The following is a 25,504-nucleotide window of genomic DNA, read 5'->3' as shown; positions in this document are numbered from 1 at the left end:
GGCGGTCCACGCGTCCTCGGCCCGGCCTGCCGCCGAGTCGGGCGCTGAGCGGCCGGTCCTCGATCGCCATGACGAGTTTCCGGAGCATCCCGCTCATGCCGGGAATAAGACTTTGATCTCTACTATTCATGTAGGGATAGAAGAGATAGAGAGGAACGACATGCCGAAGGCGTACACGTACACCCAGCACGGCGGGCCCGAGACGGAGACGTTCGCCGACCTTCCCCGGCCGGTTCCCGGTCCCGGCCAGCTCCTGGTCGCGGTGAAGGCGGCGGGGGTCAACCCCGTCGACTGGAAGCGGAGGGCGGGTTACCTTCCGCCCGGTGCGGCGGCGGCCGAGCTGCCGGCCGTCCTCGGCGGCGAGGTCGCCGGGGTGGTCGAGGAGGCCGGCGAGGGCGTCGAAGGGTTCAAGCCCGGTGACGCGGTGTTCGGCAACCCCCTCACCGGCGGATACGCGGAGTACACGCTCCTGCCGGTCGAGCTGGCCGCGCACAAGCCCGATGCCGTGTCGTTCGCGGACGCCGCCACGTTGCCCATCGCTGCGGCCACCGCCTACGACGGTGTGCACCAGCTCGAACTGCCCCCCGGTGCCACACTGCTGATCGTCGGCGTCGGTGGCGGGGTGGGCGTGGCCGCGGCGCAGATCGCCAGGAACGCCGAGCTCAGGGTGATCGGCATCGCGAGCGCCGCCAAGAAGGACTTCGTCGAGGAACTCGGCGTGGTCCACGTCGAGCCTGGGCCGGATGTCGCCGACCGGGTGCGTGCCGCCGCCCCCGACGGAGTCGACGCGATCTACGACCTGGTCGGCGGGGACGCGCTGGCGGCCGTGGCAGGCCTCCTCGGCGACCCCTCGAAGCTGATCACCGCCGCCGACCGGGACACCGTGGCGCGGCTGGGTGGTTCGCCCGTGGAGCGTAAGCGCAACCGCGAGGTGCTGGAGGCGGTGGCGCGGCTCGTCGCGCAGGGCGTGCTGCGGCCGTACGTGACCGAGACCTTCCCGCTCGACGAGGCGGCCGAGGCGCTGCGGACCGTGGAGGCCGGTCACGCGCGAGGAAAGATCGTCATCGAGGTGGCCGGGTGAGCGAGCCCCACCCGCTGGACAACCCCGCCTGGTCGTCCCTGACCGGGCCGCACGCGTACCTGGCCGAACGGCGCGGCAATGTGCTGCGCTATCCGGTCGACGTCTCCCCGTTCATCGCCCTGCCCGAGGAGCCGGAGGCCGCCGACTGGGACGCGGTGGCGGCGATGGCCGGTCCTGGCGCCCTGGTCCGCTTGTCAGCCTGGTCCGCTCGTTACCTTGGTCCGCTTGTTACCCTGGTCCGCGCCGGAGTCGTCTCCGCGGGCGGCGAACTCGTCGAACGCCCCCGCGACCGGTTCAGGCTCCAGGCGGCCCGAGAATGTGACGCGGCACCCGCGGGACCGAGGCCCCGAAGAAAGGCGAGCGAATGAGAATCGTCCTCGACGACCTCTCCGGTCCGGAGATCGCTGGATTTCTCGATGAGCATGTCCAGGAGATGCGATCCATCACGCCCCTGGAGAGCAAGCACGCCCTCGATCTGGACGGGCTCCGCAAGCCCGAGATCACGTTCTGGTCGGTTGTGGACGGTGACAGCCTGGTGGGCTGCGGTGCGATCAAGAGGCTGGACGCGGGGCACGCCGAGGTGAAGTCGATGCGCACCGCGCCGGCGCGAAAGCGGAGCGGGACCGCGTCCCTGCTGCTGGAGCACATCATCGTCGAGGCCAGGCGCATGGGGTTCACCCGGCTCAGCCTCGAGACCGGCGCGAACGAGTTCTTCCTGCCCGCCCGGAAGCTGTACGAGAAGTTCGGGTTCGATTACTGCGAGCCGTTCGCGGACTACCGGCCCGACCCGTACAGCGTGTTCATGACAAGGGTGCTCTGAAAGACCTTGGTCCACGGGGCCTGATGATCGCTCGGGTCCAGACCGCGGGAGGACCACTGATCGGCTGGAGCCCCGGCCTGTACGGGGCCCGCCTGTACGGGGTCCGCGCCACCTGTGAGAAGGGCGAGGGCGCCCACCCCCGCACCGGCATCCAGGACGAGCACGTTCCGAGTGGTTCGGTCAGGACACGGAGCGGCCCGGCCGCGCTGCCGCTGTCGAGCGGGACTCCTGGAGCTTCGCGCGGGTCAGGGGCTACTCGCTCCGGGGGGAATCCGGCCAGTACGGGACCGACCGCTCGGCGGCGGACACGATGGCCGCGCCGTCCAGGACGGCGATGCTCAGCTCGATTCCGCCGGCGGGCCACTCCACGGCGAGTTCGAAGGTGTCACGGGGTGGCGGGGGCCAGAGCCACAGCCCCATGGTGATGACACCCGCGTCTTCGTCACCGCTGCGCATGGACACGCCGCCGAGCAGCCAGGAAAGCCGCGGGGCCGGTGGCGGATCGTGCGGGAGCCGCGTCATGTCGAAACGCTGTCCGATGGTGGTGGCCTTGGTGCCGTCGGCGAAACGGACGCCGAACCGCAGCAGGTTGTCCGGTAACCGGCCGGCGCCCACACCGGTGATCATGTGGGGGTACACGGACATTCGAAGGGCCTGGAAGTCATCGGGGGACAGGGTGTGCCGCCTCATGACGATGTTCACGTTGATCAGGCAGCCGGTCTTGAACGCCTGGATCGTCGGCACGGTGATGGCGACATTCGGGCTGCGGGCCAGCACCAGGCCGCTGACCGTCACCGCGCCCATTTCCTCCGCCGGCGGGGCGTACCAGGCCGGCAGCCCAGGTTTGGGCGGGCGAGTCGATTCTTCCTGTGCCGGTGGGGGCTCGAAGAACATGATTTCACCATACGGAAAAATCCTGTGGTCGCGCGGTCCGCGGAAACGCCTACCTCGGTGTCCTGGGGCAAGGGGGCGAATGTGCCGAAGCCGATGTCCTCGCGCCGGCTTCGGCGCATGGCTTCACCGACGCGACGTAGCCGCCGACCACCGGGCGGTCGGAGCGGACGGGGTAGACGGAGCGGACGGGTGGCCGGGGTAGACGGGGGCCGGGGAAAGGCGCCACGACGGTCGCGGCCGGCCGGCCAGGTGGCCGAAACCCCCGCCGGGCCGACATCACGGCGTTCGATCCCGTAGGCGCCGCCCGACCCCATGGAAAAAGCTTTACCCTTATTGCCATCGATGTGAGCCGAGACGTCTTCCTTGGTGTATGCATGGCGTCGGCTTGATCGAGAATTGACTTTTTGGTGAATAGCGTGGAAGGCTGATAGTCGAGTCCGACAAGGCTCAATCCGTTAAACAGACGCTGGGGCATCGCCATCTCGGTCCGTTCGGAGGGACGTTGGACGGCCCCAACACCAGCGAGGCGCGGCCCATGTCTATTTTCTGGGACCTCAAACACCGGTTGGGTGAGGCGATCAACGCCCACGACCTGCGAGGAGTGCTTGACTGCTACGATCCGGACGCTGTCTATGTCACCCCGTCAGGCGTAGCGGAAGGGCGTGAGCAGATCGCCTCGTTGTACGAGCAGTTGTTCAACGGATTCCCGGACCTTCACCTGACGCCGTGGTTCGAGCTCGGTGACCACGACAATCCCGCTGTCACGGAATGGACGATGACCGGGACGCACTCCGGGCCTTTCCTGCTTCCGGACGGCCGTGAAATAGAGGGCACCGGCCGTCGCATCGCTATTCGCTCCACGTGTTCCACTTTCGTCGAGAACGGCAAGATCAAAACGCATCGGGAATACTTTGACCAGCTGGAGCTGTACAACCAGCTCGGCTACGGATTGACGGAGCTCAAGCACGCCTCCGCGTGAGTCGTTCGTCCTGACGCGGCCCTCGTTCAGGCCGGGTGTGGCACAGCGTGACCCCGAGACCCCTCATCCGGAGCGCTCGGCCCGGGCCTGGCGGTAGCGGGTGGGGGAGACGCCGAACTCGGCGACGAACGAGCGTCGGAGGTTCTCCGCGGAGCCGAACCCGCAGCGGGTCGCGAGGTCCGCCACGGAGAGCGAGGACGAGACGAGGAGCCGCTCGGCCGCCTGCGTGCGTGCCTGCCTGATGAAGCGACCGGGCGTCTGGCCCAGATGCTCCAGGCTGAGCCGAGTCAGGTGACGCTCGCTCACGTTCAGCCGGGCGGCCAGCGTCGTGGGGCTCAGATCACTGTCGAGGTTGCCGACGATGTGGTCGACCATCTGCCGGATCAGTGGATGTTCCGGCGGCGGCGCGCTCACGAACATGCTGATCTGCGCCTGGTCGCCCGGCCGCTGCAGGTAGGTCACCAGGGCGCGCGCCACGATGCGGGCCAGGTGAGGACCGTGGTCCTCCTCGATGAAGGCGAGCGTCAGGTCCAGAGCGCTGGTGACGCCCGCCGCGGTCGATACGCGTCCCTCGCGGATGTAGAGCGGGCCGGGATCGACGGTGACGTTGGGGTGGTGGGCGGCGAGCGTTCCCGCGTACCTCCAGTGCGTGGTGGCGCGCCGCCCGTCCAGCAGCCCGGCGGCGGCCAGCAGGGTCGCGCCCGTACACACCGACGCCACCCGCCGGCTGACCGCGGCCAGCCGGCGTATGTGTGCCAGGAGCACGGGGTTGCCCGCGGCGATCTCGTGACCGACCCCGCCGGAGACGACCAGGGTGTCGAGCGGCCCGGTGATGTGCTCGAGGGCTCCCTGGCTTTCCAGCGTCAAACCCGAGTCGCACGACAACGACCTGCCACCCGAGGTGGCGAGGCGTGTTCGGTACGGGGGAGCGGCCCCCAGCTGGTTGGCCATGTGGAGCGGCGTGGTCACCGAGGCGATGTCCAGCAACTCTGACTGCGGATACCCGATCACGACGGTCAGTCGCTCGTCCATGAGTGCCCACCCTGGTGGAGAACCGACACGAATCCCAAGTTTACCGACAGGACCGTGACCGGCCGTGGTTCGCGCGACCGGCCGGCCGTTAGACCTGAAGCGCGAGGGGGCCACGGCCACCGAGCGCGCGGTGTGCGCGGCGGGGACGACGACGCACATCGGAAACAGTCCACACGGGAAAGGGTGGGATCGAATGGTGAAAGTAGTCTCCCGGATGGCCATCGCGGCGGCCGTGACCGCCGCCGCGACCGGATTCACCGTCGTCGCCGCGTCGCCGGCGCGGGCCGACTATTCCGACTGCCTCTCATACCTCGAAGGAGCGGGGTATCCGATCAGTCCCCCGAGAAGGGACGCCTGCTGGACCGGCTCCACTTCCGCGGCCGGAAGCTGGTTCCTCTGCTGGGACGGCCTCGTGGACACGCGAATTCCGTCGCGGGTGGCCGCGATGGCCTGCGATCGGGCGAAACGGTAGCGGCGGCGCGTCCACGGACCCCCGGACGGCGCTCGACGGCAGCCATGCCCGCAGGGGCCGAGCGCATCGGTGGTCCGCGCCGTGGACGCGAACGGGCTCTTCGGCCCGCGGAGCGCCGCTCCCCGTACAACGAATGTGGGTCCCCGGCCGTGAAGCTTCCGGGGACCCACGAACACGGCCGATCTCAGCCGGGCGCCGCTACTTCGTGAGCGGGGCCAGCTTGGGGTCGTTGGCGTACGCCTCGACGACGTTCTCCTTGGTCACGATGAGCGGCTCCAGCAGGTACGACGGGACGACCTTCACCCCGTTGTTGTACGACTTGGTGTCGTTGACCTGGGGCTGCTTGCCGGTCTGCAGGTCCTTGGCCATCTGGATGGTCTGCTTGACCAGCTCGCGGGTGTCCTTGTTGATCGTCGAGTACTGCTCGCCGGCCACGATCGACTTGACCGACTCCGCCTCGGAGTCCTGGCCGGTGACCACCGGCAGGTCCTTGCCGGCACCCTTGACCGAGGTGATGATGGCGCGGGCCAGCGTGTCGTTGGGGGAGAGCACCCCGTCCAGGGTCTTGCTGCTGTAGGTGGAGGTCAGCAGCGAGTCCATCCGACGCTGAGCGTTCTCGGCCTTCCAGCCGTCGGTGGCGGTCTGCTTGATGTCGACCTGGCCGGAGCCGACCACCACGGTGCCGTCGTCGATCTTCGGCTTCAGCACCTCCATCGCGCCGTCGAAGAAGACCGCCGAGTTGTTGTCGTCCGACGAGCCGGAGAACAGCTCGATGGTGTAGGGGCCGTCCGCCTTCTTCGCCTTCATGCCGTCCAGCAGGGCCTGGCCCTGGAGCTGGCCGACCTTGAAGTTGTCGTACGCGATGTAGTAGTCGACGGCGTCGGTGTTCTTGATGAGCCGGTCGTAGGCGATGACGGTCGTGCCGGCCGCCTTGGCGGCCTCGACCTGGGTGCTCAGCTGCGCGGCGTCGGTCGCGCCGATGACGATGACCTTGGCGCCCTTGGTGACCATGGCCGAGATCTGCGCCTGCTGGTCGGCGACGGTGGTGGAGGAGCCGGCGTACTGCACGTCGGACTTGAAGCCGGCCTCCTTCAGGCCGTTGGTGAACAGGTCACCGGCGAGGACCCAGTTCTCCGAGGTCTTCGAGGGCAGCGCGACGCCGATCAGCGAGTCGGCCGCGAAGCCCTTCGCGGCCTCGGTGGAGCCGGGGGAGGCGTCCGTGCCGGCGGCGGGGGTCTGCGAACGCTCGGAGGCACAGGCGGTGAGTGCCAGAAGCGCGATGGCCCCGGCCGCGACACCCCTGACGAGAATATTGCGCATTTTCGAAATGCCCTTCTTAGAAGTAAAACGGGGCGGAGCCTTCCGCCCCGTCGGCGGTGACCGTCAGCCGGCCACCGGACTCTTGCCGCGTGCCTGGTCCGTTTCGGTGCCGGGCGCCGGACCGGCCGGTGCGTCCCGGCGGAACGGACGCGTCAGCGATCCGATGATCGAGAAGCGTCCCTGCTTCTTGTTGTAGACGTCGAGCGCGACGGCCAGCAGCAGGACCAGACCCTTGATGATCTGCACCCGGTCGGACCCCACGCCCATCAGCTGCAGGCCGTTGTTGAGCACGGCCATGACGAGACCGCCGACGATGGATCCGCTGATCGTGCCCAGGCCGCCGGAGACCGCCGCGCCACCGATGAAGACGGCGGCGATCGCGTCGAGCTCCCAGCCGATCCCGTCCTGCGGCCCGGAGGCGGCCGAACGGGCGACGAAGATCATGCCTGCCAGGGCCGCCAGGACCGACATGTTCATCATCACCAGGAAGTTGACCCGCCTGAGCTTGACGCCGGACAGCTCGGCGGCCCGGGCGTTGCCGCCGACCGCGTAGATGTGCCGGCCGCCCGCCGTGTTACGGGTGACGAAACTGTAGATCACGACCAGGACGCCGAGGATGATCCCGGAGATCGGGAAGCTGGTCCCGACCCGCCCGCCGGCGAACTGCAGGGTCGCGAACACCACCACGACGACCGGGACGGCGATCCGGATCGCCGAGATCCATATCGGGGCGACGTCGGCCGCCATCTCCCGCCGGGTGCGGCGGGCCCTCCACTCCCGGACCACCACCGCCGCGCAGATCAGCAGGCCGAGCAGGAGCGTGAGGTTGTTGTACCCGGTGTCGGGGCCGACCTCGGGCAGGAAGCCGGCACCGATGGCCCTGAACCCCTCGGGCACGGGAATGGTGTCGGCGTTGCCGATGTACTGGTTGCCGCCCCGGAACAACATCATGCTGGCCAGGGTGACGATGAAGGCCGGCACCCCGACGTAGGCCACCCAGAAGCCCTGCCAGGTGCCGATGAGGACGCCGACCGCCAGGCCGATCAGGATGGCCGGGAACCACGGCACCGAGTACTCCTGCATGACCTTCGCGACCACGATGCCGACGAACGCGGCGATCGAGCCGACGGACAGGTCGATGTGCCCGGCGACGATGACCATCAGCATCCCGATGGCCAGGATCAGGATGTACGAATACTGGCTCACCAGCGAGATGAGGTTGCCGGAGTTCAGGGTCAGGCCGTCGGTCAGGATCTGGAACAGCAGGACGATCGCCACCAGCGTGAAGATCATCCCGAACTGCCGGGCGTTGGAGGTCGTCCCCCCGAACAGGGACTTCTGAAGTTCTTTCACGCGGCTCATGATCGATGTGCCTTCTTCGCTGAGGTCATCTGCTTCATCAGTAGTTCCGGGTTGGCGTCTCGCCGGTCGATGTTGCCGGTGATGGTCCCCTCGAACACCGTGTAGATCCGGTCGCACAGGCCGATCAGCTCGGGCAGCTCCGAGGAGATGACGATGACGCCCTTACCCTGGTCGGCGAGCCGCTGGATGATGCCGTAGATCTCGTACTTGGCACCCACGTCGATGCCCCGGGTCGGTTCGTCGAGGATCAGCAGGTCGGGGTCGGTGAACATCCACTTCGCCAGCACCACCTTCTGCTGGTTGCCGCCGGAGAGCTTGGTGACCCCCTCGTCGACGGTGGGGGCCTTGACCCGCAGGCTCGTCCGGTAGCCCTCGGCCGCCCGATGCTCCCGCACCGCGTCGACCACGCCACGGGTGGAGACCTTGGACAGCTTGGCGGACACCATCGAGGTCTTGATGTCGTCGAGCAGGTTCAGGCCGATCGACTTGCGGTCCTCGCTGACGTACGCCAGGCCGTGCGCGATGGCGTCCGACACGGACTTCAGCACGATCTCCCGGCCGTCCTTGAAGATCTGCCCGGAGACGTAGGTGCCGTACGACCGGCCGAAGACGCTCATCGCCAGCTCGGTGCGTCCGGCGCCCATCAGGCCGGCGAACCCGACGATCTCGCCACGGCGCACGGTGAAGCTGGAGTTCTTGACCACCATGCGCTCGGCGGAGATCGGGTGCCGGACCGTCCAGTCGCGCACCTCGAAGAAGACCTCACCGATCTCGGGGGTGTGGTCGGGGAACCGGCTGTGCAGCTCCCGGCCGACCATGCCCCGCACGATCCGGTCCTCGTCGACGCCGTCCGCCTTGATGTCGAGGGTCTCGATCGTCCGGCCGTCGCGCAGGATGGTGATGGTGTCGGCGATCTGCTCGATCTCGTTGAGCTTGTGGGAGATGATGATCGAGGTGATGCCCCGCTGCTTGAAGTCGCGGAGGAGATCCAGCAGGTGCTGGGAGTCGGCCTCGTTGAGGGCGGCGGTGGGCTCGTCGAGGATGAGGAGCTTCACGTCCTTGGCGAACGCCTTCGCGATCTCCACGAGCTGCTGCTTGCCCACGCCGATGTCCTTGATCAGCGTGTCCGGGTCCTCCTCCAGACCGACCCGGGCCATCAGCTCCAGCGCCTGGCGGTTGGCGACCTTCCAGTTGATCACGCCGCCGCGGCCCGGTTCGTTGCCGAGGAAGATGTTCTCGGTGATGGACATACCGGGCACCAGGGCGAGCTCCTGGTGGATGATCACGATGCCGGAGTTCTCGCTGGCCCGGATGTCGGAGAACCGGCTCTGCTTGCCCTGGTAGAGGATCTCGCCGGAGTAGGTGCCGTACGGGTGGACCCCGCTGAGCACCTTCATCAGGGTCGACTTGCCGGCGCCGTTCTCCCCGGCGATCGCGTGGATCTCACCGGCCCGCACCACCAGGTTGACGTCGGAGAGCGCCTTGACCCCAGGGAACTCCTTGGTGATCGAACGCATCTCCAGCAGGACGGGTGCGCCGCTCATGACCGGCCCACCCCCGTCCGGACCCGTGCCGGGTACGGCCGCGGGACGGCGGGGTCGCCGTCTCTGGGCCGGCCGCGGGATCCGCGCGTGTCCGGCCGCAGGGGACCGCGCCAGGTCGCCACCGACATGGTTGCCTCCGGGAGGTTCGTCATCAGTTCATTTACTTCGTTGTGGCCTGAACCACATGTGGAAGGCAGGGACTTTCCACAGAGCCTAAATTAATTCATTATTCGTGCGATTCGCCCGTTGGGTGGTGACGTGTCCCGCCGCCTTGGTCGTACGCGCGCCGCCTCGTCGTACGTGGTCACACGCCGCGCCCGGCCGCCGTCGAAGGGCGGGTCCGGCCGTCTCGCCGTGCGGGCCGGTGACGACGTCCGACCGTCGCGGCGCCCGCGGGCGGGCGTGTCCGTGCCCGAACGTGGTTCCCGGCCGGACGCGACGCCGCGAGAGGGCGAAAGTCAGTGATCATAACGATTCCGGTTCCCTCCGATCGGCCATGACATCGTTGTCAGCAGGCAGCGGGTAGAGACTCCACCCGCGTTACGGGCGTGTCAATTGGCCCCCTCCCAATGTGGCCATTTTGTAACGTATCGTGACGCCCAGTGAGTTTTACGGCACATGATCCTTTGATCGGTCCCGGTCCCGGTCCCGGTCCCGGTCCCGGTCCCGGTCCCGGTCCCGGTCCCGGTCCCGGTCCCGGTCTCGGTCCCGCTCCCGGGTCCGGTCCCGGGTCCGGACGGCGTGACGCGCGCGCCGGACCGCGGACGACCGGCCGTGCCGGCCCGGCCGCTCCCCGTGGTCGCCCGGCTCGGCCAGGTCAGTGCGGTTCGGCTTGTTAAATGTTGATCAGCCAGGTTCGACCCGATTCGGCGGGCTCAGCGCGGCGGGATGCCCCGATCGACCAGTTTGGTGGGAAGCACCACGGTGCGCGGCCACGACCGGTCTCCCTCGATCCGCCGGAACAGCAGCTCGGCGGCGGTCCGGGCCAGCTCGCGGGTGTCGTAGGCGATCACCGTCAGCGGGTACGGCACCAGGCTGGCCATGTCGAAGTCGTCGAACCCGAGCAGCGCGGCGTCGCTGTCGCGCCGGTGCAGTTCCTCGACCACACCGAGGGTGATCCGGTTGTTCAGGCTGAAGAAGGCGGTCGGCGGATCCGGCCGGTCGAGCAGTTCGGAGACGACCCGGGCGGCCGCCGCCGGATCGCGGACGCCGTCACGGACGAGCCGGGTGTCGTACGGCGCACCGGCCGGGGCCAGCGCGTCCTGGGCGCCGTCGAGCCGCTCGCGCATCGTGTAGACGCCGATCGAGTCGAGCAGGATGCCGATCCGGCGGTGGCCCGCCTCGACGAGCCGGCGCACCCCGGCCCGCGCGCCGCCGCGGTTGTCGAGCAGCACCGTGTCGGCGAGCAGCCCGCCGGCCGGCCGGTCGAGGAAGACCACGGGGGTGCCGAGCTCGACCTCGGCGCGCATGAACGAGTGGTCGTCGCCGGCGGGCACCACGAGCAGCCCGTCGACGCGGCGGGCGCACATGTCCCGCAGCAGTTGCTGCTCGCGCGCCGGATCCTCCTCGGAGCTGGCGATGATGAGCATCGTGTCGTGCTGCCGGGCGACCTCGGCGGCGGCTCCCGCGATCGCCGAGTAGAACGGGTTGGCGATCTCCTCGATCAGCAGCCCGATCGTGGCGGTCGTCTGCCCTGAGCGCAGCGAGCTGGCCAGGTGGTTGCGGCGGAAGCCGAGCTCGGCCACGGCGGCGAGCACCCGTTCCACGAGCTCGGGCTGGACGTGCGGCGCGTTGTTCACGACCCGCGAGACGGTCTTCAGGCTCACTCCGGCCCGGGTCGCCACGTCCACCATGGTGGGCCGCCTCGTACGGCCGCCGTCACTGGTCATGCCACGAACCATACCGACACGCCGTACGCCATGGTGACAACGTTGTCCGGCTCGTTGCCCCCTGGTCAACGCCGAAGGGGCCGTCGCCGGACGCCGGAAACGGCCGGCGGTCGCGTGCCCCAACCGTGACGTTGCCCCGCTCAACCGGCCCGCTCACCCGGCCCGGGAAAACTCACGGTTTCGAACAGGTTACACGGCCAGCTCTTGACAACGTTGTCTCGCAGGGGAAACGTTGGGCCGCGATCCACCTCCGGGTGCGCCCTTCCGCGAGCCCGCCATCCCCCATGGAGCTTCCGCATGGTCTGAGGCCTACGTCCCGGCACCGACGACGACGCCCACGCTCACCCCGGCGTGCGGCGAGCGTCCCGGATGCCCGGCGGGAACCTTCGCTCCATCGCGGCAGCCACGATCACGATCTTCATCCCCGACGTTGATGCTCTCGACCCCCCTATCGAGTCAAAAGGCCCCGCCATGTCGTATCCCCCCTTTCCTCGCATCCTGTCCCTTCGACGGTTCGCCGCGGCCACGGCGCTGTTGCTGCCGGTGTGGCTGCTCGTCGCCGTACCCCCGGCGAGCGCCGCGGCTCCTCCCGGCGACTTCGGCTCCTCGTTCGAGTCGCCCGACCCGCAACCCGCGACGAGCACCGTCGAGGTCGGCGCGAACGGCTCGCCGATCCAGGCGAACCTGAGCGGCTCAAGCCCGACCGGACTGCCCGGCAGCCTGCTCGGCCAGGTCGGCGCGGTGTCCGCGAGCGCCGAGAACGCGCCGAACGAGACCGCCGCGGCCCTCAAGGACGGCAATCCGTCGACCAAGTGGCTGGCGTTCGCCAGGACCGGCTGGGTGGCCTACCGGCTGGCCAAGCCCGCGGTGGTGGTGCGGTACTCGCTGACCTCCGCGGACGACGCGCCGGGCCGCGACCCCAAGGACTTCACCGTGCAGGGGTCGAACGACGGCGACACGTGGACCGACCTGGACAGGCGGACGGGCCAGAGCTTCAGCGGGCGGTTCGCCACCAACGTCTACGACTTCACCAACACGACCGCCTACGAGCACTACCGGCTGAACGTCACCGCGAACTCCGGTGACTCGATCATCCAGCTCGCCGACTGGAACATCAGCGACGGCTCGGACGTCAGGCCACCGGTCACCCCGATGGTCAGTGTCGTTGGCACCGGCCCGGTCAGCGGCTACAACATGAAGCCGCGGGCCGGATTCACCGGGACGGCCTCGCTGCGATACTCGGGTGGCGCCGAGGCGGCCGGCCGCTCGTACGCGACCAACAGGCTGTTCGACGTCAACATCCCGGTCGGGCCGAAGACCCGGCTGTCCTACAAGGTCTTCCCCGAGTTCACCGGTCAGGACGCCCAGTACCCGTCCACCTACGTGGCCGTCGACCTGCACTTCACCGACGGCAGCTACCTGAGCGCGCGCTCGCCCCTCGACCAGCACGGCTACCCGCTCACGGCCGCCGGGCAGGGCGCCTCGAAGGTGCTCTACGTCGACCAGTGGAACGCGGTGCGGTCCGAGATCGGGGCGGTCGCGAACGGCAAGACGATCGACCGCGTCCTGCTCGCCTACGACGCCCCCCAGGCGACCGCCTCGACCCGTTTCCAGGGCTGGCTCGACGACGTCACCCTGACGGGCGTCCCGGCGCCGATCGACGGCTCCCGCCTGACCAACTACGTCGACACCCGGCGCGGGACCAACTCGACGGGCGGATTCTCGCGCGGCAACAACCTGCCGATCACCGCGGTGCCCAACGGCTTCAACTTCTTCACGCCGGTCACCAACGCCGCGTCCAACTCCTGGGAGTACGACTACCAGCGGGGCAACAACGCGGCCAACCTGCCCACGCTGCAGGGACTCGCGATCTCGCACGAGCCCAGCCCGTGGATGGGTGACCGCAACCAGATGTCGGTCATGCCGGTGCCGGCCGGTGGATCGCTCACCGGAGAGCCCAGCGGCAGGGGACTCGCCTTCAGCCACGACGACGAGATCGCGCGGCCGGACCTCTACCGGGTCACGCTGCAGAACGGCCTGGTCGCGCAGATGACCGCCACCGACCACGGCGGGATCATGCAGTTCACCTTCCCGTCCGGGCAGGCCACCGGAAGCCTCGTCTTCTACAACGGCACGTTCGCCATCGGCACGGACGGCACGTTCACCGGCTGGGTCGACAACGGAAGCGGCCTGTCGGCCGGTCGTAGCCGGATGTTCGTGTCCGGCACCTTCGACCGGGCGCCGACGGCGTCCTCCGCCACGTCCGCCACCTTCGACACCTCCGAGAAGCAGCAGGTGACGCTGCGCATCGCGACGTCGTTCCTCTCGGTCGACCAGGCGCACCGGAATCTCGGCCTGGAGGTCACCGGCAGGAGCTTCGACCAGATCCACGCCGCCGCCACCGCGGAGTGGAAGGACCGGCTCGGCCGGGTCGAGGTGCAGGGCGCGACCGAGACGCAGCTGGTGACGTTGTACTCGAACCTGTACCGGCTGAACCTCTACCCGAACTCGCAGTCGGAGAACACCGGCACCGCCGCCGCCCCGCGCTGGCAGTACGCGAGCCCGGTGTCGGCGCCGACCGGCACGTCGACCGCCACGCAGACCGGCGCGAAGATCGTCGATGGGCAGATCTACGTCAACAACGGGTTCTGGGACACCTACCGCACCGTGTGGCCCGCGTACTCGCTGCTCTACCCGGACGTCGCGGCCAAAATCGCCGACGGGTTCGTCCAGCAGTACCGCGACGGCGGGTGGGTCGCCCGCTGGTCGTCACCCGGTTACGCCGACCTGATGACCGGCACCAGCGCGAACGTCTCGCTGGCCCAGGCCTACCTCAACGGCGTCAAGCTGCCCGACCCGCTCGGCGCGTACGACTCGGCGGTCAAGGACGCGACCGTCGCGTCCGGGCGCGGCGAGGTCGGCCGCAAGGGCATCGAGACATCGCTGTTCCTCGGCTACACGCCGATCTCCACCGGCGAGTCGGTGTCGTGGGCGCTGGAGGGCTTCATCAACGACTACGGCCTCGGCAACATGGGCGCGGCCCTGGCCAAGGACCCGGCCACCCCGAGATCGGAGCGCGACCGGCTCAAGGAGGAGTCGCAGTACTTCCTGCAGCGGGCCCGCAACTACGTCAACCTCTTCGACACGAACACGAAGTTCTTCCGGGGCCGCGACGCCGCCGGCAACTTCATCGCCGCCGACCCGCTGGACTGGGGTGGCGTCTACACCGAGACCAACGGGTGGAACTTCGCGTTCACCGCGCAGCAGGACGGCCAGGGACTGGCCAACCTGCACGGCGGGCAGCAGGCGCTGCGGCAGAAGCTCGACCAGTTCTTCGCCACCCCGGAGAACGCCGACAAGCCCGGCGGGTACGGCGGCACGATCCACGAGATGCTCGAGGCGCGTGCGGTGCGCATGGGCCAGCTCGGCATGAGCAACCAGCCGTCGCACCACATCCCGTACATGTACAACTATGTCGGGGCACCGGCGAAGACGCAGGCGATCGTGCGAGAGATCCTGCAGCGCCTCTACGTCGGCGGCGAGATCGGCCAGGGCTACCTGGGTGACGAGGACAACGGCGAGATGTCGGCGTGGCACGTCCTCGGCTCGCTGGGCATCTACCCGCTGCAGGCCGGCTCGTCCAACTGGGCCATCGGCTCGCCGCAGTTCACCCGGATGACCGTCCACCGCAAGAGCGGCGACATCGTCGTCAACGCGACGAACAACAGCACGAAGAACGTCTACGTGCAGAGCGTGAAGGTCAACGGAAAGCCGCAGCGCGAGGTGTCCGTCGACGCCTCCAAGCTCGCCCGCGGCGGCACGATCGACTTCCGGATGGGCCCGAACCCGTCGTCCTGGGGCACCGGTGAGAACGACGCGCCGCCGTCGCTGACCAAGGGCAGGGCGGTGCCCAAGCCGTTGCAGGACACCACGGGTCCCGGCCTCGGCACCGGGACCGCGAGCGGAGGGCAGGACGCGTCGAAGCTGTTCGACGACTCGTCGACCACGCAGATGACCTTCACCTCCGGCACGCCGCAGATCAGCTGGGCCTTCCGCGGTGGCAAGCAGGCACCCGTGTACTACACCCTCACCTCCGGCGCGAGCACCGGGGCCCCGGCCTCCGGGGCGAACAAGGGCGACCCGACCTCCGGGGCGACCACGGGCGACCCGGCGGACTGGCGGTTGCAGGGCTCCAACGACGGGATCACCTGGGCCACGGTCGACTCCCGCAAGGGCGAGGTGTTCTCGTGGCGTAACCAGACCCGGCCGTTCAAGATCAGCGATCCGGGGCGGTTCACGCGGTTCCGCCTGGCCGTGACGAAGGCCGTCGGGGGCGCGCAGACGAACCTCGCCGAGATCGAGCTGCTCGCCGGCGGCGACGTCCAGCTCGGTGGCGGCGACATCACCGTCACCCCCGCGAGCAGCGTGCACGCCACCTCCGGCGTCGAGGCGTCGGTGGTACTGGCCTCCGTCACCGGGGGCACCGCGAGCGGCTACCAGGCCACCGTCGACTGGGGTGACGGCTCACCGGTCACCAAGGGCACCCTGACCCTGAGCTCGCGGAGCGTGTACGGCGTCAGCGGCTCGCACACCTACGCCAAGCCGGGTCACTACCAGGCGAGCGTCACGGTGACCGACGGCACCGGCCAGGGTTCGGGAACGGCCGGCGTCGACGTGGTCTACGCGCCGGAGTCCAGTCTCCCCGCGGCGTTCGACACCGTCTGCATCGGCGACGAGGGCGCCGTCGCGGCCAACTGCGACGCCAAGTCGTGGGCGTACTCGCGCGCGGCCCTCGCGGAGGCCGGAGTGACCCAGGGCCGCCGGCAGGAGGTCCCCGGAACGGCGCTGCGCTTCACGCTGCCGGTGATCCCGGCGGGGCAGCCGGACAACGCGACCGGCAACGGCAAGAAGATCGTGCTCAACCTGCCGGACGACGCGAAGAGCATCTCGTTCATCGGCGCCGGAACGCAGGGCAACCAGAGCACCACCGGCACGGCCACGTTCGGCGACGGCACCACGGCCGACATCCCGATCCAGATGAGCGACTGGACGCTGGGCGGCAACGCCAACGGCACGCCGTCCTACGGCAACATCGTCGTCGCCAAGGCCGCGTACCGGCTGCTCGGCACGAGCCGGAACAGCGCGCAGCCGTTCCTGTTCGCCACCGCGCCGTACCGGATCCCGGAGGGCAAGAAGCTCCTGTCGGTGACCCTGCCGGCGCAGACCGGCGACCCGGGCTCGACGGGCAGGATCCACGTGTTCGCCGTCGCCGACGACGGCACGCCGGGCGCCGCGCTGGAGAGCACCGCGCCCAAGGACCAGAAGGCCACCGCCGGGCAGGTCCTGTCGGCCGACCTCGGTTCGGTGACCGGTGGCGTCATCGGCTCGACGGGTTACCACGCCCGCGTCCAGTGGGGCGACGGCACGGTTCCCGCCGACGTCACGGTCGGCCCGTCCGGCGCGATGAGCGGGCAGCACACGTACGCGCAGGAGGGCACGTACACGGTGCGCGTCACCACATGGGACACGCTGTCGAGCAGCACGACGACGTTCACCGTGACCGTGACGCGGGCCGGGGCGCAGCCGTCGATCTCGGTGTCGGCATCCGCCCCCGTCACCGCCGGTGACACGATCACCGTCAAGGGCAGCGGGTTCGCCGCCGGCGAGCGGGTGACCGTCAAGCTCGGCGCCGGCCCGGCGGCCGGCTCGACGGTCGTGGCCTCGGAGAAGGGAGAGGTGCAGGCCTCGATAGCGGCGTCCGACGACGCGCGGCCCGGCCGGTACGCCGTCACCGCCGCCGGCGCGTCCTCGGAGACGGCGGCGACGGCGACCGTTCAGGTGACCGAGCAGTCGGCGGCGCGCACCTACCGGCCGCAGGTGATGCTGTCGGCCACCTCCGGTCCGCGCGGCACGGCGATCACCGTCGACGGTTCCGGGTTCGCGCCGAACGAAGCGGTCACGATCGGCTTCGGTGAGGGCCTCGCCTCCACCACCGTGCACGCGAACGGCGACGGTGTCATCTCCGGCGAGACCGTCAGCGTTCCGGGGACGGCGAAGCCGGGTCCGACCGGCATCACGCTGGCCGGTGCCGACTCGGCGACCCGGGTCGGGCTGACCTTCACGGTCACCGGCCCGAACTGAGCGGCCGAGGCCGCCGGTGAGCGGGCCGTGATCACGGCCCGCTCACCGGCGGCGCCCGCGAGTGCTCGGCGGCGCCGCCGGTGAGCACTCGCGGGCGCCGTCAGGACACGATGCTGATCCCCGGCATGGGGCAGAGCATCTGCCGCTCCGCGTCGAAGTGCTTCGTCGCGCTCCAGCCGACCGTCTTTCCCGGGGGCACCTTCACGAGGGCCTGGGCGTAGTCCAGCGTCGTCGCCCTGGTGGTCGTGAAGTACACAACGATCTTGTAGGTCACGGCCTTGTCCTCGGGGTTCTTCGCCGTTCCCCTGGCACCCCAGCCGCCGGGCACGGACGCGCATCCGGTCTGAACGATGTTCTTGCGGATGCCGGGGTCGTTGGCCAGCTTCGCCGGCAGCGAATTCGTCCCGGTCGCCCGCGCGGCCGGTGTCGGCGTCGGCGGTTTCTCCGACGAGCTCGAGGTGTTGGGCGTGGAGTCCACGTTCGAAGAGCATCCGGCGGCCAGCATCACCAGTACGGAGGTTTTTACCACCGAAGATGCCGCAAATCGTATGTTCACTGAACGACTCCCGCAGTATCGCTTGATTTCTATTAAAACTCGGCTCATTGGCCGACGTGGCATATCGGTATCAGGTCAAGGACATTCATCGGGTGCGCCGGACTCTCGCGGAACCCGCGTGTGCTGTGCGCCGGATGACCGCCGAAATTGCCTTTTTCGCTATTGCCATGGAGTGGCGAATATCATATCGCCAACGATGCTACAACCGTTCTCGGTGGCAGACATTCTTTATTATTCGTAACTGACCCCGTTTTGAGGCAATGTTCACGTTCGGCGGGATTGGGTTCTGGGAGCACTTCGCCGTGGGTCAGGAAGACTCCACGCCGACGGAGGCCGTAGCCGGCCTTGACCGCTTCACGCGCTTTCCGTGGCGGGCGGGACGGAATTCACCCGTCTCGCCCGCCATGGAATCGGGCGCGGCCGGCGGCTGGACCGCCGCCGGGTGACGCCGTCCTGAGCAGCGCCAGGCCGGGAGCGGGCTTCCCGCTGACCGTCGTCGTCGACGGGGCGGAGGTGATCGGTGGTCCCGTTGGCGGGGTGCCCGAGGCGGTCGCGGTGTTCACGATGGATCCGCTGCCGATGTCGGCCTGGTTGACCACGTACGTGCTCGTGCAGGTCGTGGAGGCTTGCGGTGCCAGGGTGGTGATCGGGCAGGTGGTCACCGGTGGTGTTCCGGTGCCGGAGAACGAGGTGTCCGTCACGCCGACGCCGGTCAACGTGACGTTGCCGGTATTGGTGACCAGATAGGAGTACGTCACCACCTGGCCCGCCACCGTCATGGCGGACGGATCGGCCGTCTTCAACAACGCCAGATTCGCGATCAACCCGGCGGTGACCGTCGTCGTCGACGGGGCGGAGGTGACCGCGGGTCCCATTGGCGGGGTGCCCGAGGCGACCGCGGTGTTCGTGATCGATCCCGCGTCGAGGTCGGCCTGGGTGGTCACGTACGTGCTCGTGCAGGTCGTCGATTCCTGGGGTGCCAGTGTCGTGATCGGGCAGGTGGTCACCGGTGGTGTTCCGGTGCCGGAGAACGAGGTGTCCATCACGCCGATGCCGGTCAACGTGACGTTGCCGGTATTGGTGATCCGGTACGAGTAGGTGACCGTCTGACCCGCGTTCTCCACGGCCGACGAGAAAGCGGGCTTCGACACCACCAAACCGGGAGCAGGCGCGGCCGCGATCGTTGTCGTGGACGGGGCGGAGGTGACCACGGGTCCCGTTGGCGGGGTGCCCGAGGCGGTCGCGGTGTTCACGATGGATCCGGCGTCGAGGTTGGCCTGGGTGGTCACGTACGTGCTCGTGCAGGTCGTCGATTCCTGGGGTGCCAGTGTCGTGATCGGGCAGGTGGTCACCGGTGGTGTTCCGGTGCCGGAGAACGAGGTGTCCGTCACGCCGATGTCGGTCAACGTCGCATTGCCGGTATTGACCACCAGGTACGAGTAGGTCACCGTCTGACCCGCCGTTGCCACGTTGCTGGGTGACGCCGTCTTCAGCAGTGCCGCGCCGGGAACGTACTCTATGGCGATCGTCGCCGTCGAGGGGGCGGAGGTGATCGGTGGTCCCGTCGGCGGGGTGCCCGAGGCGGTCGCGGTGTTCACGATGGCCCCGGCGTCGATGTCGATCTGGGTGGTCACGTACGTGCCCGTGCAGGTCGTCGAGGCTTGCGGCATCAGCGTTGTCACCGAGCAGGTGGTCGCCGGGGGCGACCCCGACCCCGAGAACGACGCATCCATCACGCCCACACCGGTCAACGTGAGGTTGCCGGTATTGACCACCAGGTACGAGTAGGTCACCGCCCGCCCCGCCGCCGTCACCACGCTCGGCGACGCCGTCTTCAGCAGTGCCAGACCGGGAGCGGCCGTGGCCACGATCGTCGCCGTCGAGGGGGCGGAGGTGACCGTGGGTCCCGTTGGCGGGGTGCCCGAGGCGACCGCGGTGTTCACGATCGATCCCGTGTCGATGTTGGCCTGGTTGACCACGTACGTGCTCGTGCAGGTCGTGGAGGCTTGCGGTGCCAGGGTGGTGATCGGGCAGGTGGTCACCGGTGGTGTTCCGGTGCCGGAGAACGAGGTGTCCGTCACGCCGATACCGGTCAGGGTGTTGTTGCCGGTGTTGGTGACCAGGTGGGAGTAGGTCACCGTTCGTCCGGTGGCCGTCACCGTACTGGGTGATGCCGTTTTCAGGAGTGCCAGGCTGGAAACAGGTACGGCGGTGATCGTCGCCGTCGAGGGGGCGGAGGTGACCGTGGGTCCCGTTGGCGGGGTGCCCGAGGCGACCGCGGTGTTCACGATGGACCCGGCGTCGAGGTTGGCCTGGGTGGTGCTGTACGTGCTCGTGCAGGTCGTGGAGGCTTGCGGTGCCAGGGTGGTGATCGGGCAGGTGGTCACCGGTGGTGTTCCGGTGCCGGAGAACGAGGTGTCCGTCACGCCGATGCCGGTCAGGGTGTTGTTGCCGGTGTTGGTGACCAGGTGGGAGTAGGTCACCGTCTGCCCGGTGGCCGTCACCGTGCCGGGTGATGCCGTTTTCAGGAGTGCCAGGCTGGAAACGGGATCGACGGTGATCGTTGCCGTCGAGGGGGCGGAGGTGATCGGTGGTCCCGTTGGCGGGGTGCCCGAGGCGGTCGCGGTGTTCACGATGGATCCGCTGTCGATGTCGGCCTGGTTGACCACGTACGTGCTCGTGCAGGTCGTGGAGGCCTGGGGTGCCAGGGTCGAGGCCGGGCAGGTGATCACCGGTGCTGTTCCGGTGCCGGAGAACGAGGTGTCCGTCACGCCGACGCCGGTCAGTGGCGCGTTGCCGGTGTTGGTGACCAGGTACGAGTAGGTCACCGTTCGTCCGGCCGCCGTCGCTACGCTCGGTGCCGCCGTCTTCAGCAGTGCCAGGCTGGAAGCGGGCGCGACGATGATCGTCACCGTCGAGGGGGCGGAGGTGACCGTGGGTCCCGATGGTGGGGTGCCCGAGGCGGTCGCGGTGTTCACGATGGATCCGCTGTCGATGTCGGCCTGGTTGACCACGTACGTGCTCGTGCAGGTCGTGGAGGCCTGGGGTGCCAGGGTCGAGGCCGGGCAGGTGATCACCGGTGCTGTTCCGGTGCCGGAGAACGAGGTGTCCGTCACGCCGACGCCGGTCAGGGTGTCGTTGCCGGTGTTGGTGACCAGGTAGGAATAGGTCACCGTTCGTCCGGCCGCCGTCACTACGCTCGGTGCCACCGTCTTCAGCAGTGCCAGGCTGGAAGCGGGCGCGGCGGTGATCGTCACCGTCGAGGGGGCGGAGGTGACCGTGGGTCCCGATGGCGGGGTGCCCGAGGCGGTCGCGGTGTTCACGATGGATCCGGCGTCGAGATCGGCCTGGGTGATCACGTACGTGCTCGTGCAGGTCGTCGAGGCCTGCGGTGCCAGCGTCGAGGCCGGGCAGGTGATCACCGGGGGCGTCCCTGAGCCGGAGAACGAGGTGTCCGTCACGCCGACACCGGTCAACGTGACGTTGCCGGTGTTGACGATCGCGTAGGAGTGCGTCACGGTCCGGCCTGCCGCTGTCAGCGTGCTGGGCGACGCGGTCTTCAGCAGTGCCAGGCTGGGAGCGGGCGCGGCCGTGACCGTCGCCGTCGAGGGGGCGGAGCTCACCGCGGGCCCTGCGGGCGGGGTGCCCGAGGCGACGGCGGTGTTCGTGATCGATCCCGCGTTGATGTCGGCTTGCGTGGTGACGTATGTGCTCGTGCAGGTCGTCGAGGCCTGGGGTGCCACGGTGGTGGCCGGGCAGGTGGTCACCGGTCGTGTTCCGGTGCCGGAGAACGAGGTTTCCGTCACGCCGACGCCGGTCAACGTGACGTTGCCGGTGTTGGTGATCACGTACGAGTACGTCACGGTCCGGTCCGCCAATACCATCGTGCTGGGCGACGCCGTCTTCAGCAGTGCCAGGCTGGGAGCGGGCGCGGCCGTGATCGTCGCCGTCGAGGGGGCGGAGCTCACCTCGGGTCCCGTTGGCGGGGTGCCCGAGGCGACGGCGGTGTTCGTGATCGATCCCGCGTTGATGTCGGCTTGCGTGGTGACGTATGTGCTCGTGCAGGTCACCGAAACCTGCGGTGCCAGCGTCGTCACGGGACAGGTGATCACCGGTGGTGTTCCGGTGCCGGAGAACGAGGTTTCCGTCACGCCGACGCCGGTCAACGTGACGTTGCCGGTGTTGACGATCGCGTAGGAGTACGTCACGGTCCGGCCCACCGATACCACCGTGCTGGGCGACGCCGTCTTCAGCAGTGCCAGGCCGGGAGCGGACGTGACCGAGACCGTCGCCGTCGACGGAGCGGAGGTGACCGCGGGCCCCGCCGGCGGATTGCCCGAGGCGACCTCCGTGTTGACCACCGATCCGGCGTCGAGGTCGGCCTGGGTGGTGATGTACGTGCTCGTGCAGGTCGTGGAGGCTTGCGGTGCCAGGGCGGTGACCGGGCAGGTGATCACCGGTGCCGTTCCCGTGCCGGAGAACGAGGTGTCCGTCACGCTGATGCCGGTCAGTGGCGCGTTGCCGGTGTTGGTGATCGCGTAGGAGTACGTCACGGTCCGGCCCGCCGATGCCACCGTGCTGGGCGACGCGGTCTTCAGCAGTGCCAGGCTGGGAACGGACGTGACCGTGACCGTCGCCGTCGAGGGGGCGGAGCTCACCATGGGCCCTGTCGGCGGATTACCCGAGGCGACCGCGGTGTTCGTGATCGATCCGGCGTCGAGGTCGGCCTGGGTGGTGCTGTACGTGCTCGTGCAGGTCGTGGAGGCTTGCGGTGCCAGGGCGGTGGCCGGGCAGGTGATCACCGGTGCCGTTCCCGTGCCGGAGAACGAGGTGTCCGTCACGCTGATGCCGGTCAGTGGCGCGTTGCCGGTGTTGGTGATCGCGTAGGAGTACGTCACGGTCCGGCCCGCCGATGCCACCGTGCTGGGCGACGCGGTCTTCAGCAGTGCCAGGCTGGGAACGGACGTGACCGTGACCGTCGCCGTCGAGGGGGCGGAGCTCACCATGGGCCCTGTCGGCGGATTACCCGAGGCGACCGCGGTGTTCGTGATCGATCCGGCGTCGAGGTCGGCCTGGGTGGTGCTGTACGTGCTCGTGCAGGTCGTGGAGGCTTGCGGTGCCAGGGCGGTGGCCGGGCAGGTGATCACCGGTGCCGTTCCCGTGCCGGAGAACGACGTGTCCGTCACGCCGACATCGGTGAGGGGGATCATGCCGGTGTTGATGATCGCGTAGGAGTACGTCACGGTCCGGCCCACCGATGCCACAGTGCTGGGCGACGCCGTCTTCAACAACGCCAATGACGAAGTCTGTACGGGGACCACCGTCGAAGCCGCCGCGGCACCCGTTCTCCGCTGGGTCGGGGTGTTGGAGCCGGCGTATGTGAGGGTCGCGCTGTTGGTCACCGTCGTGCCGGGCGAGTTGGGTCCGAGCGTGACCCGGAATTTCACCGAAGTGGACTGGCCGGGCGTCAGCGTGCCGCCGCTGAAGGCGGTCGCTCCGGTTCCCAGCCGTACGTCGGCCTGATTGTTGACGAACTCTCCCTGGTCGTCCTCCTGGGCGTTTGTCTTGGGTCCGGTGTTGGGCCCTGACGCCACGGAGATGGTCCCCGGAACGTAGGTGGTGCCGGCGGGGATCGGGTCGGAGAGCTCCACGTTGACGACGCTGTCGTCTCCTGTGTTGGTCGCGGTGATGGTGTACTCGACAACGGAGCCGGGCCGGGGATCTCCACCACCTACCAGCTCGGCGGTCTTGGTCATCTGGACGTTCGCCTGGTGGAGGTCGATCTGCGTGAAGAACGCCTGGGGCCAGTAGGCGTCTCCCACGGTGCTGAGGGTGAATCGGGCCGACGTGTCGCTGTTGCGGAACGCCGAGGAGGCGTTGATGACGCTGGAGTCGTACCCGAGCGTGTTGGTATGGATGGGATTCCGGTTGGCCACCTGGCTGCCGAGCGTGGCGATGGTGGAGTCGAAGAAGTTGTTCACCGGGTGGAGGGCGTCGCTGAGCACGGTCGACGGCCCGTTGGTGGTCTGGACGCTCAAGGAGTCGCCGACGATGGCGTTGTCGCCGTCGTAGGCTATTCCGCCCAGCTGGACGTTCACGGAGCCGACGCTCGGGGTCCGGAATCCGGACAGGTCGATCGTCGTGTTCGGGTCGCCGCTTCCCTGCCGCAGGAAGCCGTCGGACACCGATATGTTCCGCAGTGGCAGGGTGGAGTCCCGGTAGGCCACCACCAGCGACCAGCCGCCGAACGCTCCGAGACTGTCGAGCCCTCGGGCGGCCTGCACGTTCGCGACCGTGTAGGCGCCCGCCCCCGCCGACGCCACCAGGGAGGTGACGTCCACGGAGGCCCCGTAGACGATTCCGGCCCTGGTGACGCCGTCGGGGGTCTCGCCGATGTCGCCGGCCAGGGCGTTGACCGTCCGGTAGGCGGTGTCACCCGGGGCCTTGATCAGCACCCTTCCGCGCAGGCCGATGTCGGGGGCCAGGCGGTTGCCCGCCGGCAGGCCCGCCGTGCCGGTCGTGGTCTGGCTTCGCCCACCCCAGTACAGCCGCGCGTAGGCCACCTGCGCACCGGCCGACATCGTGAGGTCGGCCGTGCTGGAGTTGAACGTCGTCGTGTCGGTGTCCACGTCGATGAAGGCGGCGGCGACATTGTTGTTGCCCGAGCCGTTCCGGCGTGTGGCGCAGTCCGCCACCGCCGGGGGATGGCAGGTCACCACCGCGTTCGCCGCCCGGGTCACGGCCCCCCGGTGATTGCTCGTGTATCGCTCGGAGAAGGCGATCGGCGCCGGTCGCGCGTTCTTGTCCGTGCCCGATCGAGCCGGCCCGGCCTCGGCCTTCGCGGGCGGTCCGCGCCGGGCGGCCGCGCCTTCCCGGGCCTTCGACGTCGGATCAGCCGGGGTGTCGGCCGGTGCGGGCTGCTCGCCGGTCGGTGCCCCGGCCGGGACGCCGGCTGGTGCGGGCTGCTCGCCCGCCGATGCCTCGGCCGGGACGCCGGCCTCACCCACCGGTGTATCCGTGGCCTCGGCGTGACCGGTCGCCTCCTGGCAGGTCCGTCCCGCGGTCGCGTCGACCGTCGGGATGGGCAGCCGCTCGCCGGGCATCCGGACGGCGTACCGAACCGCGACGCTGTCACCGACGGCCAGGTCACCCGTCCACCTGAGCAGGGGCCTGTCGTAGGTCAACGTGCCCGAGGTCGCCTGCGCGTCGTCCACGGTCTCGTTGCCGGGAACGGCGGAAAGATCCTCGGCGAAGCCCGCCCCCTCCGTGTCGACCTCACCGGTGTTGGCGACGCGCACCGTGACGATCGCACGATCGCCGTCACGCCGTGCCTCCCGGGTCAGCCGCAGGGTCGGGCCGGTCTGGCCCCGGCCGCATTCGATCATGAATGACGGGATGTCGTCCTCACTGCCGG

General features: G+C 69.0%; 14 protein-coding genes. 6 read left to right on the top strand and 8 right to left on the bottom strand.

Annotation, left to right across the window (positions count from 1 at the left end; genetic code table 11):
• The first annotated feature begins 160 nt into the window (after nucleotides 1–160).
• Genes ACSDR0_RS37485 through ACSDR0_RS37475 form a run of 3 tightly spaced genes read left to right on the top strand, consistent with a single transcriptional unit; the run spans nucleotide 161 to nucleotide 1,901 of the window.
• Nucleotides 161–1,081 (top strand): NADP-dependent oxidoreductase, encoded by a 921-nt coding sequence (locus tag ACSDR0_RS37485; RefSeq protein WP_435293700.1) that lies wholly within the window; start codon nucleotides 161–163, stop codon nucleotides 1,079–1,081.
• Complete coding sequence (locus ACSDR0_RS37480; RefSeq protein ID WP_435293699.1) at nucleotides 1,078–1,449, top strand: hypothetical protein; 372 nt, start codon at nucleotides 1,078–1,080, stop codon at nucleotides 1,447–1,449. The genes ACSDR0_RS37485 and ACSDR0_RS37480 overlap by 4 nt, the downstream gene beginning before the upstream one ends.
• Nucleotides 1,446–1,901, top strand: a complete 456-nt coding sequence (locus tag ACSDR0_RS37475) for a GNAT family N-acetyltransferase (protein WP_435293698.1) — start codon at nucleotides 1,446–1,448, stop codon at nucleotides 1,899–1,901. The genes ACSDR0_RS37480 and ACSDR0_RS37475 overlap by 4 nt, the downstream gene beginning before the upstream one ends.
• A 252-nt stretch (nucleotides 1,902–2,153) precedes the next feature.
• On the opposite strand, the gene ACSDR0_RS37470 is transcribed toward ACSDR0_RS37475, so the two are convergent.
• Nucleotides 2,154–2,795 carry a hypothetical protein gene (locus tag ACSDR0_RS37470; RefSeq protein ID WP_435293697.1) on the bottom strand — a complete coding sequence of 214 codons (642 nt, stop codon included), beginning with the start codon at nucleotides 2,793–2,795 and terminating at the stop codon, nucleotides 2,154–2,156.
• Between the two features lie 535 nt (nucleotides 2,796–3,330).
• Here ACSDR0_RS37470 and ACSDR0_RS37465 point away from each other — a divergent pair.
• On the top strand, nucleotides 3,331–3,774 hold the full coding sequence (locus tag ACSDR0_RS37465) for an ester cyclase (protein ID WP_435293696.1): 444 nt from the start codon (nucleotides 3,331–3,333) through the stop codon (nucleotides 3,772–3,774).
• A 63-nt stretch (nucleotides 3,775–3,837) separates the two neighbouring features.
• Here ACSDR0_RS37465 and ACSDR0_RS37460 read toward each other — a convergent pair whose 3' ends face one another.
• On the bottom strand, nucleotides 3,838–4,806 hold the full coding sequence (locus ACSDR0_RS37460; protein ID WP_435293695.1) for a GlxA family transcriptional regulator: 969 nt from the start codon (nucleotides 4,804–4,806) through the stop codon (nucleotides 3,838–3,840).
• Nucleotides 4,807–4,999: 193 nt separating this feature from the next.
• On the opposite strand from ACSDR0_RS37460, the gene ACSDR0_RS37455 reads away from it, so the two are divergent.
• Nucleotides 5,000–5,278, top strand: coding sequence for a hypothetical protein (locus ACSDR0_RS37455; RefSeq protein ID WP_435293694.1), 279 nt, complete (start codon nucleotides 5,000–5,002; stop codon nucleotides 5,276–5,278).
• A gap of 198 nt (nucleotides 5,279–5,476) precedes the next feature.
• On the opposite strand, the gene ACSDR0_RS37450 is transcribed toward ACSDR0_RS37455, so the two are convergent.
• From ACSDR0_RS37450 to ACSDR0_RS37435, 4 genes are all read right to left on the bottom strand, one after another.
• Nucleotides 5,477–6,598: a substrate-binding domain-containing protein gene (locus tag ACSDR0_RS37450; protein WP_435293693.1), complete on the bottom strand. Its 1,122-nt coding sequence runs from the start codon at nucleotides 6,596–6,598 to the stop codon at nucleotides 5,477–5,479.
• Nucleotides 6,599–6,661: 63 nt separating this feature from the next.
• Entirely contained in the window at nucleotides 6,662–7,960 is a 1,299-nt protein-coding gene (gene mmsB / locus ACSDR0_RS37445) for a multiple monosaccharide ABC transporter permease (RefSeq protein ID WP_435293692.1), read from the bottom strand.
• Nucleotides 7,957–9,504, bottom strand: a complete 1,548-nt coding sequence (gene mmsA, locus ACSDR0_RS37440) for a multiple monosaccharide ABC transporter ATP-binding protein (protein ID WP_435293691.1) — start codon at nucleotides 9,502–9,504, stop codon at nucleotides 7,957–7,959. Before mmsA ends, mmsB begins: the two co-directional genes overlap by 4 nt.
• Nucleotides 9,505–10,379: 875 nt before the next feature.
• Complete coding sequence (locus tag ACSDR0_RS37435; RefSeq protein ID WP_435293690.1) at nucleotides 10,380–11,393, bottom strand: LacI family DNA-binding transcriptional regulator; 1,014 nt, start codon at nucleotides 11,391–11,393, stop codon at nucleotides 10,380–10,382.
• Between the two features lie 471 nt (nucleotides 11,394–11,864).
• Here ACSDR0_RS37435 and ACSDR0_RS37430 point away from each other — a divergent pair, with 471 nt between their 5' ends.
• A complete protein-coding gene (locus ACSDR0_RS37430) occupies nucleotides 11,865–17,534 on the top strand; it encodes a GH92 family glycosyl hydrolase (protein ID WP_435293689.1) in 5,670 nt (1,889 codons plus the stop codon).
• A 100-nt stretch (nucleotides 17,535–17,634) separates the two neighbouring features.
• On the opposite strand, the gene ACSDR0_RS37425 is transcribed toward ACSDR0_RS37430, so the two are convergent.
• A complete protein-coding gene (locus ACSDR0_RS37425) occupies nucleotides 17,635–18,012 on the bottom strand; it encodes a hypothetical protein (RefSeq protein ID WP_435293688.1) in 378 nt (125 codons plus the stop codon).
• A 464-nt stretch (nucleotides 18,013–18,476) separates the two neighbouring features.
• Complete coding sequence (locus ACSDR0_RS37420) at nucleotides 18,477–25,475, bottom strand: DUF7507 domain-containing protein (protein ID WP_435293687.1); 6,999 nt, start codon at nucleotides 25,473–25,475, stop codon at nucleotides 18,477–18,479.
• Between the last annotated feature and the right edge of the window lie 29 nt (nucleotides 25,476–25,504).

The sequence above is a fragment of the Streptosporangium sp. G11 genome, assembly GCF_051192615.1.
Taxonomy (GTDB): Bacteria; Actinomycetota; Actinomycetes; order Streptosporangiales; family Streptosporangiaceae; genus Streptosporangium.
Note: the sequence above shows the minus strand (reverse complement) of the source record. Positions and strands in the feature narration are given on the sequence as shown.